Origin of the sequence: Deefgea sp. CFH1-16 (genome assembly GCF_016881365.1) — a bacterium.
Taxonomy (GTDB): Bacteria; Pseudomonadota; Gammaproteobacteria; order Burkholderiales; family Chitinibacteraceae; genus Deefgea.
Genome location: NZ_WLYT01000001.1, coordinates 694,202 through 711,975 on the forward strand (window position 1 = coordinate 694,202; position 17,774 = coordinate 711,975).

Annotated in this window: 18 protein-coding genes and 3 pseudogenes; 17 read left to right on the top strand and 4 right to left on the bottom strand. The window is 49.7% G+C overall.

The features are described from left to right. The gene (gene glgB / locus GKO28_RS03670; protein ID WP_247646333.1) at positions 1–1,479 is read right to left on the bottom strand and encodes a 1,4-alpha-glucan branching protein GlgB; all 1,479 of its coding nucleotides are present in this window, start codon (positions 1,477–1,479) and stop codon (positions 1–3) included. After that, positions 1,418–2,155, bottom strand: coding sequence for a hypothetical protein (locus GKO28_RS19145; protein WP_247646335.1), 738 nt, complete (start codon positions 2,153–2,155; stop codon positions 1,418–1,420). The genes glgB and GKO28_RS19145 overlap by 62 nt, the downstream gene beginning before the upstream one ends. A gap of 173 nt (positions 2,156–2,328) precedes the next feature. Here GKO28_RS19145 and GKO28_RS03675 point away from each other — a divergent pair, with 173 nt between their 5' ends. From GKO28_RS03675 to GKO28_RS03735, 14 genes and pseudogenes are all read left to right on the top strand, one after another. Further along, on the top strand, positions 2,329–3,672 hold the full coding sequence (locus GKO28_RS03675; RefSeq protein ID WP_247646336.1) for an alpha-amylase family glycosyl hydrolase: 1,344 nt from the start codon (positions 2,329–2,331) through the stop codon (positions 3,670–3,672). Continuing rightward, on the top strand, positions 3,642–3,959 hold the full coding sequence (locus GKO28_RS22140; protein WP_307838944.1) for an alpha-glucosidase C-terminal domain-containing protein: 318 nt from the start codon (positions 3,642–3,644) through the stop codon (positions 3,957–3,959). Before GKO28_RS03675 ends, GKO28_RS22140 begins: the two co-directional genes overlap by 31 nt. A 391-nt stretch (positions 3,960–4,350) precedes the next feature. Further along, entirely contained in the window at positions 4,351–5,007 is a 657-nt protein-coding gene (gene cysE / locus GKO28_RS03680) for a serine O-acetyltransferase (RefSeq protein WP_247646337.1), read from the top strand. A 303-nt stretch (positions 5,008–5,310) separates the two neighbouring features. Then, positions 5,311–5,791, top strand: a pseudogene (gene iscR, locus GKO28_RS03685) (Fe-S cluster assembly transcriptional regulator IscR). Positions 5,792–5,853: 62 nt separating this feature from the next. Further along, positions 5,854–7,063 (top strand): annotated as a pseudogene (locus GKO28_RS03690) (IscS subfamily cysteine desulfurase). 289 nt (positions 7,064–7,352) lie between these two features. Beyond that, a complete protein-coding gene (gene iscU, locus GKO28_RS03695) occupies positions 7,353–7,733 on the top strand; it encodes a Fe-S cluster assembly scaffold IscU (protein ID WP_173532107.1) in 381 nt (126 codons plus the stop codon). Positions 7,734–7,801: 68 nt separating this feature from the next. Then, entirely contained in the window at positions 7,802–8,125 is a 324-nt protein-coding gene (iscA, locus tag GKO28_RS03700) for an iron-sulfur cluster assembly protein IscA (protein ID WP_173532108.1), read from the top strand. Between the two features lie 148 nt (positions 8,126–8,273). Continuing rightward, positions 8,274–8,804, top strand: coding sequence for a Fe-S protein assembly co-chaperone HscB (gene hscB, locus GKO28_RS03705; RefSeq protein ID WP_182075402.1), 531 nt, complete (start codon positions 8,274–8,276; stop codon positions 8,802–8,804). 1 nt (position 8,805) lies between these two features. Continuing rightward, entirely contained in the window at positions 8,806–9,249 is a 444-nt protein-coding gene (locus GKO28_RS03710) for a GNAT family N-acetyltransferase (protein WP_182075403.1), read from the top strand. A 27-nt stretch (positions 9,250–9,276) separates the two neighbouring features. Then, positions 9,277–11,135: pseudogene (gene hscA / locus GKO28_RS03715) on the top strand (Fe-S protein assembly chaperone HscA). An 86-nt stretch (positions 11,136–11,221) separates the two neighbouring features. Beyond that, a complete protein-coding gene (gene fdx, locus GKO28_RS03720; protein WP_182075404.1) occupies positions 11,222–11,560 on the top strand; it encodes an ISC system 2Fe-2S type ferredoxin in 339 nt (112 codons plus the stop codon). A gap of 68 nt (positions 11,561–11,628) precedes the next feature. Next, positions 11,629–11,823, top strand: a complete 195-nt coding sequence (gene iscX / locus GKO28_RS03725) for a Fe-S cluster assembly protein IscX (protein ID WP_173532112.1) — start codon at positions 11,629–11,631, stop codon at positions 11,821–11,823. Positions 11,824–12,014: 191 nt separating this feature from the next. Next, complete coding sequence (locus GKO28_RS03730; protein WP_182075405.1) at positions 12,015–12,443, top strand: hypothetical protein; 429 nt, start codon at positions 12,015–12,017, stop codon at positions 12,441–12,443. Further along, positions 12,398–12,952, top strand: a complete 555-nt coding sequence (locus GKO28_RS03735; protein ID WP_182077387.1) for an HD-GYP domain-containing protein — start codon at positions 12,398–12,400, stop codon at positions 12,950–12,952. Before GKO28_RS03730 ends, GKO28_RS03735 begins: the two co-directional genes overlap by 46 nt. A 73-nt stretch (positions 12,953–13,025) precedes the next feature. On the opposite strand, the gene GKO28_RS03740 is transcribed toward GKO28_RS03735, so the two are convergent. After that, the gene (locus GKO28_RS03740) at positions 13,026–13,334 is read right to left on the bottom strand and encodes a hypothetical protein (protein ID WP_203563890.1); all 309 of its coding nucleotides are present in this window, start codon (positions 13,332–13,334) and stop codon (positions 13,026–13,028) included. A gap of 107 nt (positions 13,335–13,441) precedes the next feature. Between GKO28_RS03740 and GKO28_RS03745 the strand changes: the two genes are divergently transcribed. Both GKO28_RS03745 and GKO28_RS03750 read left to right on the top strand, forming a co-directional pair. After that, complete coding sequence (locus tag GKO28_RS03745) at positions 13,442–13,756, top strand: DUF2322 family protein (RefSeq protein WP_182075407.1); 315 nt, start codon at positions 13,442–13,444, stop codon at positions 13,754–13,756. A 79-nt stretch (positions 13,757–13,835) separates the two neighbouring features. Continuing rightward, positions 13,836–14,600, top strand: coding sequence for a MipA/OmpV family protein (locus GKO28_RS03750; RefSeq protein ID WP_182075408.1), 765 nt, complete (start codon positions 13,836–13,838; stop codon positions 14,598–14,600). Positions 14,601–14,670: 70 nt separating this feature from the next. Here the strand turns inward: GKO28_RS03750 and GKO28_RS03755 are convergent, their stop codons facing one another. Further along, positions 14,671–16,032, bottom strand: a complete 1,362-nt coding sequence (locus GKO28_RS03755) for a DEAD/DEAH box helicase (RefSeq protein ID WP_210768886.1) — start codon at positions 16,030–16,032, stop codon at positions 14,671–14,673. A gap of 445 nt (positions 16,033–16,477) precedes the next feature. On the opposite strand from GKO28_RS03755, the gene prmB reads away from it, so the two are divergent. After that, positions 16,478–17,386: a 50S ribosomal protein L3 N(5)-glutamine methyltransferase gene (gene prmB, locus GKO28_RS03760; RefSeq protein WP_173532118.1), complete on the top strand. Its 909-nt coding sequence runs from the start codon at positions 16,478–16,480 to the stop codon at positions 17,384–17,386. Positions 17,387–17,774: the final 388 nt, after the last annotated feature.

The following is a 17,774-nucleotide window of genomic DNA, read 5'->3' on the forward strand; positions in this document are numbered from 1 at the left end:
CTAATGGGGTATTGTCATGCAAATGGAATTTATCCTGCCATGTGCTGAAATACCCTCACTCAGTAGCAGCACATTCCCCAGATTACTACCACCATAAAAATAGGAATCGCTATTGAGTATTTCTTGGTAAAAACCCGCTTTGGGTACCCCTAGCCGATAACCATGCCTTGGCACTGGCGTGAAATTACTCACCACCAGCACAAATTCATCGGCCACGTCGCCGTGGCGAATAAAGCTAAAAATCGACTGCTCGCCCTCATCATGCGCAATCCACTCAAAGCCACGCGGTTCAAAATCGAGCTGATACAAAGCAGCTTGGCTGCGATAAGTGCGGTTTAAATCCTTCACTAATTGCTGCACGCCGCGATGATGGCCGTGTTCGGCGTCGAGCAAATGCCAATCCAAACTGGTTTCGTGTTGCCACTCAGCCACTTGCGCCAGCTCGCAACCCATAAACAGTAATTTTTTGCCCGGATGGCCCCACATAAAGGCGTAATACGCGCGCAGGTTGGCAAATTTTTGCCAATCATCCCCTGGCATTTTGCTCAACAGCGATCCTTTGCCATGCACCACTTCATCGTGCGACAAAGGCAACACAAAGTTCTCGGTAAAGGCGTACACCAAACCGAACGTCATTTTGTGATGATGATATTGACGGTTAATCGGGTCTTCTTGCATGTACGACAGCGTGTCGTTCATCCAACCCATATTCCATTTGTAATGAAAGCCCAAACCGCCCATCGCTGGCGGGCGCGATACCGCAGGAAATGACGTTGACTCCTCGGCCAAAGTCACGGCAGACGGTCGCTCCACGCCAACGACTTCATTCATCCGGCGTAAAAAATCAATCGCTTCAAGGTTTTCTCGGCCACCAAATTGGTTGGGAATCCATTCACCGTCTTTACGCGAATAATCGCGGTACAGCATCGAGGCCACCGCATCCACCCGCAGCCCATCAATGCCGTAGCGTTCCAGCCAATACAGTGCATTACCGATCAAAAAATTACGTACTTCATTGCGACCAAAGTTGTAAATCAGCGTATTCCAATCCGGATGAAAGCCCTCACGTGGATCGCTATGCTCGTACAACGGCGTGCCATCAAATTGCGCCAAACCATGTGCATCGGCTGGAAAATGCCCCGGCACCCAATCTAAAATCACCCCAATGCCTGCGGCTTGGAATGTGGCCACCATAAAGCGAAAATCATCCGGGGTACCATATCGGGAGGTTGGCGCATAAAGACCTAGCGGCTGATACCCCCATGAACCATCAAATGGATGCTCGCTAATCGGCAATAGTTCAATATGGGTAAAGCCCATATCGAGCACATAGGCGAGTAATTCGGTAGCCAGTTCGCGATAAGTGAGCCAGCGATTGTTGTCTTCTGGGCTGCGCCGCCAAGAGCCCAAATGCACTTCATAAATCGAGATCGGGGCATGAAGGGCATTGGCCGCTTTGCGGCTTTGCCGTGCCTTCAATCCATGCCGGTAATTGCGCTACTCGCGACGCTGTAGCTGGGCGTAATTCCGCCGAAAACGCATACGGATCAGCCTTACACTCCACCTGCCCTTGCTGATCGGTAATTTGATATTTGTAGGCTTGACCAACCTCCACCTGCGGCAAGAAAATCTCCCATACGCCGCATTCTTTACGTAAGCGCATGGCATGACGCCGACCATCCCAGCAATTAAAATCGCCAACCACCGCCACCCGCCGCGCATTAGGGGCCCAAACGGCAAAACTCACCCCAGCAACACCGTCTTGCATACAGCAATGCGTTCCCAAGCGCTCGTAAGGACGCAATTGATTGCCTTCGGCCAATAACCATAAATCCATTTCGCCTAAAATCGGCGCAAAGCGATATGGATCGTCAATATCAAGCGTCTTTTCTTGCCATTGCACGCGCAAATGATACGCAAAGCCATGCACCCGCCGTGGCACCACCACAGCAAAAAAACCGCGCTCATCAATACACTCTAAATCCGCTAGCTTTTTACCGGTTTTACTTTCGATTAAACTGCAATGTTTCGCCGTAGGTAGCCAAGCTCGCACTTGCACCGTGTTGTCAACGATATGCATACCCAAGAAAGAAAATGGGTCCGCATCCTGACCAGAACAAACGGTAGCAACGCGGGCTAAATCAACTGAAATCATCGAAACCTCGATCGGCGGTAGCTTGCGCAATGATTGTTTATAGTCAAACCTAAGACTAACTGCTGAGTTAGCAGCGCTTATCGATCTTATGTGTTTGCTAATAACTTACGCAAGACGAAAAGAACCATAGTCCTATATTGCCGACACATTGGCCCCCGTAAGGAATACCTGCGATGAAAAAATCTGATTGGTGGCGCGGTGCGGTGATTTATCAAATCTATCCACGTAGCTTTATGGATAGCAATAATGATGGCGTTGGTGATTTACGTGGCATTTTGCAGCGCTTACCGTATTTACAATCGCTCAATGTCGATGCCTTGTGGATTTCACCATTTTTTAAATCACCGATGGCCGATTTTGGCTACGATGTCAGCGATTATTGTGCGGTTGATCCGCTGTTTGGCGACTTGGCCGATTTTGATGCGCTGATTCAAGCCGCGCACAAAGCCAAGCTCAAAATCATCATCGACCAAGTGCTATCGCATACCTCAGATCAACACGCTTGGTTTATTGAGAGCCGCAGTTCACGAAACAATGCCAAAGCCGATTGGTATGTTTGGGCTGATCCACAACCGGACGGCACGCCGCCGAACAATTGGTTATCGGTGTTTGGTGGCAGCGCTTGGCAATGGGATAGCCGTCGCTGCCAATATTATTTACACAATTTTTTAAGCAGCCAGCCAGATCTCAATTTTCACTGCAAAGCGGTGCAAAAAGCGCTGCTTGCCGAGCTGGAATTTTGGTTGCTACGCGGCGTAGATGGTTTTCGTTTTGATGCATGTATTTTTCATTTTCATGATGCATTGCTGCGCAACAACCCGCCAGCACTGGTCGCCGACACCACCAGTGTGGCGGCGAGCAATCCTTATGGCATGCAGCAACATTTGTACGATAAATCGCAGCCGGAAAATCTGGCCTTTTTAAAAAAAATCCGCAAGCGACTCAATCGCTATCGCGCCACCAGCATTGGTGAAATTGGTGACGATGATTCACCGAAACGCATAGCTGAATACACCGAGGGCGGTGACAAATTCCATCAAGCGTATAGCTTTGATTTACTCACCGAAACCTTTAGCGCCGCGCATATTCGCCAGCGCGTAGAAATCATGGAAAGCCAATTTGCCGCACTGGCCAACCCCGGCTGGACGTGTTGGTCGCTGGGCAATCACGATGTACCCCGCGTGGCGACGCGCTGGGGCAAAGGGCGCGCCGGCGCGCCCTTTTCTAAACTGATGATTGCCTTGCAAGGCAGCTTGCGCGGATCGGTCTGCTTATATCAAGGCGACGAGCTGGGTCTGCCCGAGGCCGACCCATTCCATTTGAATTATTGCAAGACCCATACGGCAAAACATTTTGGCCCGAGTTTAAAGGTCGCGATGGCTGCCGCACCCCAATGCCTTGGCATATTGACGCACCCTTTGCTGGCTTTAGCGGCACTACGCCGTGGTTGCCAATCTCGCCTGAGCAACAAGCGCTCAGTGTTGATGTGCAGGATAAACCGCGCGATTCAATTTTAAATTTCACGCGGCGGTTTTTCGCTTGGCGACGGAAAAATCGATTATTAGTACTCGGCGACATCACTTTTTTGCCGGCACCTGAGCCGATTTTGCTATTTGAGCGCAGCAGCAATGGCGAAAAAATGTTAATCGCGTTTAACCTCAGCGCTAACGAACACCGCATCAAACTACCCAAACAATGGCAAAACATCGCCACCATGGATGGCCACGGCTTAATGGGCGGCGCCATCGTCAAGCAATACATCGTGCTGCAAGCTTGGGGCGGTTATTTTGGCAAAATTGAATAAGATGATCGCGTGCCGATTTGGTGTTGATGCGGTGCCACTCGCACATTAAACCATCCACACCGAATCAGCACCGAAGCAAAAATGTAAAGTGTATATGCTGGTAGCTACCATTAAATAACAGCTAGCGGCATATACCATCGAAAATACACAGATTACGGATTCATCCAATCCAAAATCACAAGTCACTCAGCGACTTCATTCAATGTCGCTCAATCTTAGCTAATCAAGCTCAAGCCGAGCCGCATTAAAAACTCAATCCCGCGTCCTGCCGTGCCCTACTCCACAAAGCAGCAATCGACAGCGATTGGCAATAAGGGCTGTAGAGCACTCGCTGTAGGGTATAAAACCGAGTAAAATAGTCAGCTTTTCAGCTCCCATTGAAATCCATCCCATGCTTGAGCGTTTGCGTGAAAATATCCGCGTGGTTTTTGACCGCGATCCTGCTGCCCGTTCAACACTCGAAGTCATTACGTGTTACCCGGGATTTCATGCGCTCACTTTGCATTTAATCGCCAATAGCTTATGGCGTCGCGATTGGAAACTGCTTGGGCGTATCGTGTCGCACACTTCACGCTTTTTGACGGGTATCGAGATCCATCCGGGCGCAACCATTGGTCGTCGGGTCTTTATCGATCACGGCATGGGCACGGTGATTGGCGAGCACGCCATCATTGGCGATGATTGCTCGCTCTACCAAGGCATTACTTTGGGCGGCTTAGGTTTGGCCTCCAAACCCGGTAAACGCCACCCAACGCTTGGTAAAGGCGTGGTGATTGGCGCTGGCGCCAAAATCATTGGCCCCATTGACATCGGCGACGATGCCAAAATCGGCCCCAATGCCGTGGTGATTAAAGACGTGCCAGCAGGTGCGACGATGGTGGCCAATTTAGCGCGCATGGTCGACAAATCGCTCGATCAACAACGCGCCGAAAAAGCTGAGCAATTGGGCTTTTCGGCTTATGGCGTGGGCAGTGATATGAATGATCCGATGGTGAAAGCGATTCATGCGCGCTACTGGATCATTCAGTCACCACCGATCAACGCCTAGAAATGGTGTTACAGCGCTTAGAACAACTCGGCGTAGACTGCAGCCAAGAAAGAGCCAGCGTGGATCAATTTGATCCCAAGCATCTGAATCAAATTGTCGATTAAATACAGATTACGTGGCTCGATTGAGCGACAAAAAGTCGGCTAAAGCGTATTTTTTAAGTGAAATCAAAGACCTGCTAACCGGCAACAAAATGTGCTCGACAATCAAGTTTAATCCCGACTATTTTAGTCGGACTTTTACTTGACTAAAATAGTCGGGATTTGATACCATCAAAACAAGATAAATCAGCAGAGAAACCTCATGCGCTTGACCACCAAAGGCCGCTTCGCCGTTACCGCGATGCTTGATCTGGCACTACGCCAAGCCGGTGGTCCTGTTACGCTCGCTGGAATTAGCGAACGGCAACATATCTCACTGTCTTATTTAGAACAATTATTCGGTAAATTACGTCGCCGCGAAATTGGTTGAGAGCGTGCGTGGTCCGGGTGGCGGTTATTGCCTTGCTCGTCCAGCGCCGCCAAAATCAATGTCGCCGAGATCATTCAAGCCGTTGACGAGCCGATCGATGCCACACAATGCGGTGGCAAAGAGAACTGTCGCGACGAAGGCCGCTGTATGACCCACGATTTGTGGAGCGATTTAAAGCAGCACCATTTTTGATTATTTATCTGGGGTGACCTTGGGTGATTTAATCGAGAAACAAAACAACAAATTAAAGCGCTGCAGTGATAAAACCGGTGTTTTACAAGACAAGCGCGCCAGCAATACCGCTAGCCACTGAGCGGCAAATGACTACACGGGGCCAACCCCATCGATTTTGAAATTGGAGCAAGACCTATGAATCTGTCACATCCGATCTATCTTGATTACTCGGCGACAACGCCAGTTGATCCACGCGTTGCGGCCAAGATGATTCCTTATCTGACCGAAATGTTTGGCAACCCAGCAAGTCGCTCGCATCCCTTTGGCTGGGAAGCTGAAGCCGCCGTCGAAGAAGCGCGGGAACAAGTAGCGGCTTTGGTCAATTGCGATCCCAAAGAAATCGTTTGGACCTCCGGTGCGACAGAATCGATTAACTTGGCACTTAAAGGCGCGGCGCACTTTTATAAAGCCAAGGGTCAACACATCATCACAGTAAAAAACCGAACACAAAGCCACGCTAGACACCGTGCGTGAACTTGAGCGCGAAGGTTTTGAAGCGACTTATCTCGACGTACAAGACAATGGTCTACTCGATTTAGACGCGCTCAAAGCTGCGATCCGCCCAGATACCATTTTGATTTCGGTAATGTCAGTCAATAACGAAATCGGTGTGATTCAAGACATCGCCACCATTGGCGAAATCTGCCGCGAACGCGGCATCGTATTCCATGTTGATAGCGCACAAGCTACGGGCAAAATCGCGCTTGATTTGTCGACACTGAAAGTCGATTTGATGAGTTTTTCGGCGCACAAAACCTACGGCCCGAAAGGCATGGGTGCACTCTACGTTCGCCGTAAACCCCGCATTCGTCTCGAAGCACAAATGCACGGTGGCGGTCATGAGCGCGGTTTCCGTTCAGGCACATTGGCAACGCATCAAATCGTCGGCATGGGCGAAGCGTTCAAAATCGCCCGTGAAGACATGCTTGAAGAAAATAAACGCATCGGCGCACTGCGTGATCGTTTGTGGAATGGCCTCAAAGAAATCGAAGAAACGCATTTGAATGGCGACATGGAACAACGCGTTCCGCACAATTTGAACGTGAGTTTCAATTATGTTGAAGGCGAATCGCTGATTATGGCGCTCAAAGACTTGGCAGTTTCATCAGGCTCGGCCTGTACTTCTGCGTCGCTTGAGCCATCGTACGTATTGCGCGCCTTGGGCCGCTCGGACGAATTGGCGCACAGCTCGATTCGTTTCACCATTGGCCGCTTTACGACTGAAGCTGAAATCGACTTTGCAATTGAATTGATCAAAGGCAAGATCGACAAGCTGCGTGCGTTGTCGCCATTGTGGGATATGTATAAAGAAGGCATCGATATTTCTACCATCGAATGGGCCGCCCACTAAAAATTGACTGCGGCTCGTAGCGCCATACTGCGTTGCGCTGCCGCTTGTTTACAGAAGTAAACGGCGCGACATCGCGCCTTGTCTGGCACTACGATCCACGCCAATTTGCACGGATAAATTGAGCAGACATAACAACCGATCCACCCGAAAAAGGTGGTTTGATTCTGGAAATAATTTAAATATTCAAAAATTTTCCAGCAAGGCACTTCAGGCGCAGACAGTACATTGAGTACGGCAAGCCTAAGTAACGCAGCTGGGGAATTTTTGATTTAGCAAAGAGGCACGTAAAATGGCATACAGCGAACAAGTACTCGATCATTACGAAAATCCACGCAATGTGGGTGCTTTTGAAAAAGGCGACGACACCGTGGGTACCGGCATGGTCGGCGCGCCAGCGTGTGGCGATGTGATGAAGTTGCAGATCAAAGTCGGTGCCGATGGCCTGATTGAAGACGCAAAATTCAAAACCTACGGCTGTGGCTCAGCCATTGCATCATCGTCATTGGTGACTGAATGGGTTAAAGGCAAAACGCTAGACCAAGCCTTGGCGATCAAAAATACCCAAATCGCTGAAGAATTGGCTTTGCCTCCAGTTAAAATCCATTGCTCGATCTTGGCTGAAGACGCAATCAAGGCCGCAGTAGAAGACTACAAGCAAAAACATCTGTGAGTCGGGAATTAGATTAGGGCAGTAGCAACGCCTAATCACCACGCCCAACTCCCAATATGGAGCAAATCATGGCACTGACATTGAGCGAAGCGGCTGCAAATCACGTCGCAAACTTTATTAAAAAACGCGGTAAAGGCCTTGGGATTCGTCTGGCAGTCAAAACCTCGGGCTGTTCAGGCATGGCCTACAAGCTTGAATTTGTTGACGCTGAAAGCGATACGGATTTGGTCTTTGAAAGCCATGGCGCCAAGATTTACACCGACGCCAAATCACTCGCTTATCTAGACGGTACCGAATTGGATTACACCAAGGAAGGACTGAACGAAGGGTTTAAATTTAATAATCCCAACGTTAAAAACGAATGCGGCTGTGGCGAAAGCTTTGGTGTGTAAGCGAAGTACAGTGAATGGGGACTGGAGAATGGGGAATGATCAGTATTTGTACTGTCGACTTAGAACTCTCTCCCGTCCTTTTTAATATCAATGTGTCAGCAAAAAAGTATGTTTTTGCTATTCCCTATTCCCCACTCACCCCATCCCCATGATCAACTTCAATCAATCCCATTTCGCCCTGTTTGATCTGCCCGTTGCCTTTGCAGTCGACGCCAAACTGCTCGATACCCGTTATCGCGAAGCCGTAGCTCAGTTTCATCCGGATCGTTTTGCAACGGCTAGCGATACAGAACACCGCCAAAGTTTGCAAGCGACCACGCACATCAACGAAGCCTATCAGACCTTGAAATCAGGCCTGGCTCGAGCGCGCTATTTACTCAAATTGGCCGACATCGATACGCAAGAAGAAACCAATACTGCGATGCCGATGGATTTTTTGATGGCGCAAATGGAATGGCGAGAAAGCATTGCGGAGGCTAAAGCCAGCCAAAATTTAAGCGCACTGGAAAACCTAGCCAGCGAGATGCGCGCCGAAATGCAAGCCCTTGAAGACAAATTGGCCATGCAAATCGATGGGCAAAAAGACTATATCCACGCTGCGCTGAGCGTGAGAAAATTACGCTTTATGGAAAAGCTCGACCAAGAAATTGGCGATGCGATTGAAGCGATAATGTATTGAAATGAGCTTGAGCATCCGCATTGCCACAACTGAGGACGCAGCAATTATTGCGTCAATGAATGCGCAATTAATTCTCGATGAAGGCCATCGCAATCCAATGGATTTAGCGCAACTAAGTGCGCGAATGCATACATGGCTGAACAATGAATACAAAGCCATGATGTTATATAGCGACGATATAATTAGTGGCTACTTATTGTATCGGCTAGATCAAGAACATGTATATATACGCCAACTGTTTATAAAAGCCGAATATCGGCGACAAGGATTTGGCCGGCAAGCCATACACTGGCTGCAAAATGAGCAGCAGAAAAAACTACGAATTGATGTTTTAGTAAATAATCTGAGTGGCCAGAAATTCTGGCAAGCACTGGGATTTCAGAACTATTGCATCACCATGGAATTAACCGACTTGCCTCAAGGCAGCTTCATCACACAAGCCTAGATCAAAGTACGAACAGGATTTTCGCCCATGGCGCTCTTACAAATCTCCGAACCCGGCCTTTCAGCCGCGCCGCATCAACACCGTCTTGCGGTGGGCATCGACTTGGGTACGACCAATTCATTAGTCGCAACAGTTAAAAGCGGCAGCGCGGTCTGCCTGCCCGACCACGATGGTCGCACGCTACTGCCATCGGTAGTGCATTACAGCCAATCTGGGCAAACGCTGGTTGGCCATGCGGCGCAAGCGCAGCAAAATGTCGACCCCAGCAATACGCTGCTGTCGGTGAAACGCTTTATGGGCCGTGGCATCAATGACATCGCCGATTTAGCCACGCCGTATCGTTTTGTTGACGAACCGGGCATGCTGAAAATCGTCACTCGTGCAGGGATTAAAAGCCCGGTGGAAGTGTCGAGTGAAATCCTCAAAAACCTCAAAGCGCGCGCGACTGAGAGCCTCGGCGGCGAACTCGTCGGCGCAGTAATTACTGTTCCAGCGTATTTTGATGACGCGCAGCGCCAAGCGACTAAAGACGCCGCGACCCTTGCTGGCATCAATGTTTTGCGGCTCTTAAATGAACCAACCGCCGCGGCAATTGCCTATGGTTTGGACAATGCGTCTGAAGGCACGTATGTGATTTACGATTTGGGTGGCGGCACATTTGACGTGTCGGTGCTCGAACTCACGCGCGGCGTGTTTGAAGTGCGCGCCACTTCGGGCGATTCGCAACTCGGTGGCGACGATTTTGACCACCGAATTTATTGCTGGATTTTAGAGCAAGCCGGCATTCACGGCCCCAATCCACACGATACCCGCCTACTGCTGACGCGCGCGCGTGAAGCCAAAGAAGCGCTGACTGATCACACCACCAGCACTCAAATTACCGCCGTTTTATCCGATGGGCAGGTGGTGGATTTAACGCTCAGCGCTGAACTCTTTCATAAAATGACCGCCCACCAAATCAGCAAAACGCTGTTGCCGGTGAAAAAAGCCCTGCGCGACGCCAAGCTCGATTTTGCCAGCGTAAAAGGCGTGGTGTTAGTCGGTGGCGCAACGCGGATGCCGCATGTACGCAAAGCGGTGCGTGATTTATTTGGCCAAGAGCCACTGACCAATCTGGACCCAGATAAAGTCGTTGCCATTGGCGCGGCGATTCAAGCCGATGTCTTAGCGGGCAATAAAGGGGACGACGATTGGTTGCTGCTGGATGTGATTCCACTGTCTTTGGGCTAGAAACCATGGGTGGTTTGGTTGAAAAAATCATTCCGCGCAATAGCACCATTCCAACCGCCCGCGCACAAGAATTCACCACGTTTAAAGACGGCCAAACTGCGATGGCGATTCATGTATTGCAAGGCGAGCGCGAATTGGTGAGCGATTGCCGTAGCTTGGCGCGGTTTGAGCTGCGCGGCATTCCAGCGATGGTTGCCGGTGCGGCGCGCATCCGCGTGACTTTCCAAGTGGACGCCGATGGTTTGCTGTCGGTGTCTGCGCGTGAGCAATCGAGCGGTATTGAAGCGAGTATCGCAGTCAAACCGTCGTATGGTCTGACCGACAATGAAATTAGCCGCATGCTCACCGAATCAATGACGCATGCCAATGTAGATTTGCAAGCCAGAAAGCTCGCCGAAGCGCGTGTTGAAGCCAGCAGCATTGTCGCTGCGGTATTGATTGCACTTGAAACTGATGGTCATTTACTCAATTCAAGTGAGCGTGCGCCGATTGATGCAGCCCTAGCCCACTTACAAGCGCTAATTGCTGGCGACGATGCCAACGCCTTAATTGCCGGCACCGAGCAACTGAATGCCGCCAGCGATGAGTTTGCCAGCCGCCGCATGAATGCAGCAGTCAAACGCGGCTTAAGCGGCCACAAAATTACTGATATTTAACGACACAGCGCGCTGCGCTCAATAATCGTTTTTGCTATTGCCAAAACCAGCCGCAAGGATTGCGCTGTTTTAATGAAGGATTGACCATGACTCAAATCGTTGTTTTACCCCACCCGACGCTTTGCCCGGAAGGGGCGGTACTCGAAGTCGAGCCCGGCACCACGATTTGTGATGCACTACTGGCGAACGATATTGAAATCGAACACGCTTGCGAAAAATCCTGTGCCTGCACCACGTGCCACGTATTAATTCGTGAAGGTTTTAATAGCCTGAACGAAGCCGATGAGCTCGAAGAAGACCAACTGGATAAAGCTTGGGGCTTAGAATCTTGCTCACGCCTGTCGTGCCAAGCCGAAGTGGCCGACACTGAATTGGTGGTTGAATTACCTAAATACACCATCAACCATGCGCGTGAGCATCACTAATCGGCTAGGGTATCACCATCTAGCCATCTAAAATAAAAGCCTAGCCGACTATACCCAAGGAGCAAATTATGAAATGGACCGATAGCCGCGAAATCGCAATTCAATTGAGCGAAAAATTCCCTGATACCGATCCAAGCACCATTCGTTTCACTGATTTACGCGACTGGGTACTGGCACTAGATGGCTTTAACGATGACCCGCAACATTGTGGCGAAAAGATTCTTGAGGCGATTCAAATGACATGGATCGACGAAGCAGAGTAAATCAGCAACACTTTCATCAAATCTAGGCTCTGTTGATGTAGGTTTTCCGCCACGCTGGTGCGCTTTGTACCTTGCCTTCGGCCAAAATCCACACAAACGTAGTTGGTAAACTAAGCGTCAACAAATCCTAGGCTGTCATGCAAGAATATAATCAGCTAAACTAACACCATTGTCCTAATTGATGATGGTGTATGACCACTGACTTACTTTCTAGCGCGCAGCATATCTTGGCTGCACGTCAGCTGCTTGCGCCATGTTTAGCGCAAACGCCCAATCAAGCGAGTTTTATTGCGCAAATCAACGCAGTGATCACGCATCTATTGGCCGCTTGCGAACAAAATAGCAATGTGGCGTTAGCGATGATACAGCTTGATCTGAATGGTCCTTATACCGTGCGCCATCCGATCAATGTCGCCATTGTTGTCAATTTAGCGCTTAAAAACTTGGGGCATAGCGAGACTGAGCGCTGGCATTTTATTGCCGCAGCATTAACGATGAACATCGGCATGTATGAGCTGCAAAATGAATTATCCCAGCAAAGTAGCGCCCTCACCCCCGAACAGCTCGGCCAAAAATCAAACTCCACCCAGCACAAGGTCGCGAAACGCTACGCAACTTAGGCGTAGCCGACTCGATGTGGCTCGATTGCGTCTTACAGCATCATGAAGCGCCCGATGGCTCCGGCTATCCGCAGCAACTCGCAGGTGATACCGTGTTATTCGCTGCACGTTTAATTGGTCTTGCCGATCGCTATTGCGCCTTACTTTCGAACAGCACCTATCGCACCAGTCAATCGGCCGACGTGGCCTTACAAACCTCGCTCAATAGTGCTGGCGGTAGTCTGGACCAAAAATTGGTGAATTTATTTAGCCAAACGATCGGTAGCTATCCACCGGGCTCGGTGGTGTTACTCAATAATGGCGAATCTGGCGTGGTGCTTGAACAAGCGATTGGTGCCGCCGCACCGCAAATTCTGGCGCTGTTTGATCGTGATGATCGGCTCTATCCACAAGCCAATCGCCGTAATGGTCAACTGGCTGAATTTAGAATTTTGAAAGTACTTGATAGCCGCATCATTGCTGGTGCCATGTCGCTCAGCCAAATCTGGGGCCCTGACGCCCAGATTTAACGCGCTATTTCTTTACCGCATAAAAAAAACGCCAAGTCAGCTTGGCGTTTTTTTATGCCATCAACTGGCTGGCTTATTGATGATGCATTGGCATCGAAGCGTGCGCTGGCATCGACGCGTGGGCAGGCATTGAGCCATGCCCCATACCGCGATGGCCTTTTTTGCTTGAGCAATTGGCGCGCATAGCTTCACGTGCGGCACGGCGTTCAGCCACGGTCACGGTACCATCTTTATTGGCATCCATTTGCTCAAAGCGGGCATCCGACATTTTTTGATGCTCAGCCTTCGTGATGTCGCCTTTTGGCATTTGTGGGCAAGTTGGCGTAGCAGCAAAAGCCATCGAAGTGGTGAAAACAGTCGCAGCTAATAACAAAGCTTTCATTGAGGTATGCATTTTATTTCTCCAAACCAGCAAACTGCACTATGCAGCATGTTCTGTGTGATATAACGTCGCAATCTTCAATTCGGTTGACGACTAGGATAAAAAAAATGACTTTTGCTGAACAATTAGCACTGATGCCCACCACCATTGATCATTTATCAGCCATTGAGTTACTCGATGGTGAAACCGTGATCGCCCGCATTGACAATCGCCCCGGCCAAGCCGGTAGCGTGCGGCTGTATCATGCCTTGTACCAAGAATTTGGCGCTATTAGTGATATCGCCGCGCAAAAAGGCTTACGCCTATATGCCGAGCACACCGCCGATGCGCAAAGCTTTCCCGGTAAACACCCTAACATCGATCGTTTATTGCTTATCGCCGACAGTGGTCAGCCTTTAGCTATTCGCCTCATTGCCGCTTAAACCGACTCACTATCGCTCTGAGTATCTTATGCCCTGTGCTACATTAAACCGATGTATTGCCCGCTTAGCATTATCAGCAATGGCTTTAAGCGCAATACCTGCACAAGCTGAAATTGATTTAGGTTCTTTGGATTTTTTAGCCAGCGACAAACCGCATAGCCCGATACCCAGTGGACTGATTGTCGGCGGAGTCGTATTCGGTGGACAAGCACGTTATCAAGCAGCACAAGATGCAGCAGGGTATGCTATACCAGGGCTGATTTATTTTGGTGAACACCTCATGTATCTGGGTGATCGAGCCCGCTATTATTTTTATAAAGAAAATAAGCTCGGGCTGTACGCTTACGGCCGGGTTCGTTTTGGCAATCTAGACCCAGAGGATAATGCAGCATTGGCTGGCATGCTCAAACGTAAAGGCCAGCTTGAAGCGGGTGTTGGGCTCAATTACGCCCTGCCGTTTGCGCTATTAAGTATGCGCGTATCGAGCGATATCACTGGCAATAGTCGTGGGCAAGAAGCGCTATTTTGGACGGATTTCCCAATTGTTCGTGACAACCTACTCATCATGCCCGGTATGGGCGTCATGGTGCGCAGTAGCAAGATGGCCAATTATTATTTTGGTGGGGTTTCAGCGCAAGAAGCGAGTAATAGCCGCCCAAGCTGGGATACCGGCAGTACCGTCTCTCCGATGCTGGCCATCATTAGTAGCTACCGATTTAATAAAAGCTGGATTGGCATGGCCGCAGTCAATTACGAGCTGTACGATAAAAACATCCAAAATAGCCCGATTGTGCAACATCGCGGTGAGTTTTATGCCGGAATGGGGCTGGGTTATATCTGGTAAGCCAGCGCTCAATCCGCCGATGGCGAGCAAAAAAAAAGGGCCTTTCGGCCCTTTCGCATTTAATCGGCAATTAACCGTGTTTTTTCGGCAAGAACAACGCTGCAACTTGTGGTGCACGCTTGGGTAATTTAGGCAAATTACTCGGGAAAGCGGGTACTTCGCTGGCATCACGCTGCGCGCGCGATGGCATGCGTTGATATTCTTTTACGCCCTTATCGGTCGTTGGATCAACATGATGACGGCGCTCAGCGCGCGCTGGACGCTCATCGATCACTTGAATCGTACCTGGCGAAAAGCCATGCACTGGAATCAACGGCATTTCGCGATTGAGTAGCTTTTTGATGCCTTCGTAAGCCTTGCCTTCTTCGGGCGCAACCAGTGAAATCGCTACACCGGTAGCACCAGCACGACCGGTACGACCAATACGATGTACGTAATCTTCTGCGTTGGTCGGCAATTCGTAATTCACCACATACGGTAAATCAGAAATATCCAAACCGCGCGCGGCCACATCCGTCGCCACCAGTACTTGCGTTTCACCGGCTTTGAACTTAGTTAGCGCTTCAGTGCGGGCGCGTTGATCGCGGTCACCATGAATCGCTTCGCAATTAAAGCCAGCGCGTTTCAAATCACGCGCCACTTGATCGGCACCGATTTTGGTACGGCAAAACACAATCACTTGCGTCATTTGATGCACACGAATCAAATGCGCCAACAAAGCACGTTTGCGGGCAGTTTCTACCGGATGCAATTCTTGTTTGACCGATTCATTGGCTGAGTTTTGACGTGAAATTTCAATTTTCACTGGCTCATGCATAAATTGCTTAGACAGCTTGATAATTTCTGGCGCAAAAGTCGCTGAGAACAACAGCGTTTGCTTGCGATTGGTACACAAATTGAAAATATTTTGAATATCCAAAATGAAACCCATATCGAGCATGCGATCGGCTTCGTCTAGGACCAAAATTTCAACTTGCGATAAATTAATTGATTTTTGCTGGATATGATCGAGCAAACGACCGGGCGTGGCGACCAAGACTTCGATCCCTTCACGCAGCGCCGGTTGTTGCGCCTTCACATCCACACCGCCATACACCACATGGCTACGCAAACCCGTGCCCTTGCTGTAAGTGGCCACATTGGCATACACCTGATCGGCCAATTCACGCGTTGGCGTGAGAATCAAAGCGCGGATCGGGTGCCGTGCCGGAGAAGCACTGTGATTGGCGTGACGGATAATTCGGGTCAAAATTGGCAAAGTAAACGCGGCAGTTTTACCGGTACCAGTTTGCGCGGCACCTAACACGTCTTTACCGGCCAAAATAACCGGGATCGCTTCAGCTTGAATCGCAGTGGGAGTTTCATAGCCTTGTGCAACGACCGCCTTCAATACTTCAGGCGCCAAGCCTAATGATGCAAATGTGATACTCATTACACTCCAATACACGCGACAAAACTAAAAGGCAGCACTTTACACCAAGCGAGCCCATATGCCTACCTTCGTCTGCAGCCAATGACGCCGATCAGCAATAAAATCCAGCATAAAACCAAGCATTTAACGCTGATTTCCATTCATCGTCGGCCAGCCAAGGCGCACCAATCGAGCACGCGTAATCATTGCGCGAATACGGGCTAGATCAAATTATTCTGTTGAAATGACGGCAAGCTAAGCCAATCACAGTAAACTAGGGTCTGTTGTCGCTTGGTTTGCCAGCCGCGTTTATGCGGATTTTGGCCTGAGGCAAGGCGCGCAGTAACGCAGCATCAGGCAACTTTATTATAAAATCCGCCCCCAACCCTGCGAGCTAGACGCGGCGAAAAACCAAATGCCAACAGACCCTAGCACACTGTCACTACCCCACTTTGGAGCCCAACGTATGTACGATATCGCCCGTGAACATTTACGCACCGTGCGTGATCTGCACCGCTTTGCCGTCAGCCGTTTTAATACCGCTGAGTTATTTTATGGTCACGGCACCACTGAAGCGTGGGACGAAGCAGCTTATTTGATTTTAGCCACGCTCAAATTACCGGTTGACCGTCTCGAGCCGGTGTTTGACGCGCATTTATTGCCAGAAGAAATCGCCCAAGTGCTCGATGTGATTCAAGAACGTGTGGTTACGCGTAAGCCCGCAGCATATTTAACCAAAGAAGCGTATTTGGGCGAGTTTAAATTTTATGTTGATGAACGCGTGATTGTGCCGCGTTCATTTATCGCCGAGATTTTATTTAACGATGGCTTAGAGCCCTATGTCGAGCACCCAGAATTAGTTCACCGCGCGCTTGATTTGTGCACCGGCTCGGCTTGCTTGGCGATCTTAATGGCGCACGCCTTCCCTGACGCGGCCATTGATGCGATTGATCTCTCGCCTGATGCGCTCGATGTCGCGGAAATCAACGTCCTTGAATACGGCTTGGGTGATCGGGTTGATTTGCTCGACTCAAATTTATTCGAAGCGATCCCAGATGAACGCTACGACTTGATTATCTCCAATCCACCGTATGTCGACGCGCATAGCGTAGCCGAATTGCCACCAGAATATCTGCACGAGCCAGAAATGGCCTTAGGTAGCGGTGAAGATGGCCTCGATATCACTCGCGAAATCTTAGCTCAAGCGACCAAGCACTTAAACCCACGCGGTGTATTAGTCGTTGAAATCGGCCATAACCGGGACGAGCTCGAAGCGCAATTCCCAACGCTACCATTTGTATGGCTAAGCACCGAATCCGGTGACGGCTTTGTCTTCTTGCTCACGCGGGAAATGTTAGTTGAAGCAGGCTTGTAATCAATATGGGTATATCAATCTAGGTAATTATTTATAAAGCCTAGGCAGATATACCCACCCATTAAATCAAAGGCAATGTACAGATTTGGTGTTGATGCTGTGCCGCGTTCGTTGAGCAGGGGCTTAAAACCCGTCCAAGCGCACCGAGTGCGGAGGGAGACAAACTGTTTTATCGTTTGGCTCACGACAATCGAGGATACAGCGGAGCTGGGCGTGATCAAAAGCGACTTTCTTTCCCTCTCTTTCTTTGGCGAGTCAAAGAAAGAGAGTCCCCGTCGCGGACTGCGACTGTAAACAGCTGTGCTGCAGGCACTTAAAACCATCAATAGCCAATCAAATTGGGTATATCGACCCAAGCAATTTTTCTAGGTCGATATATCCCATCAAT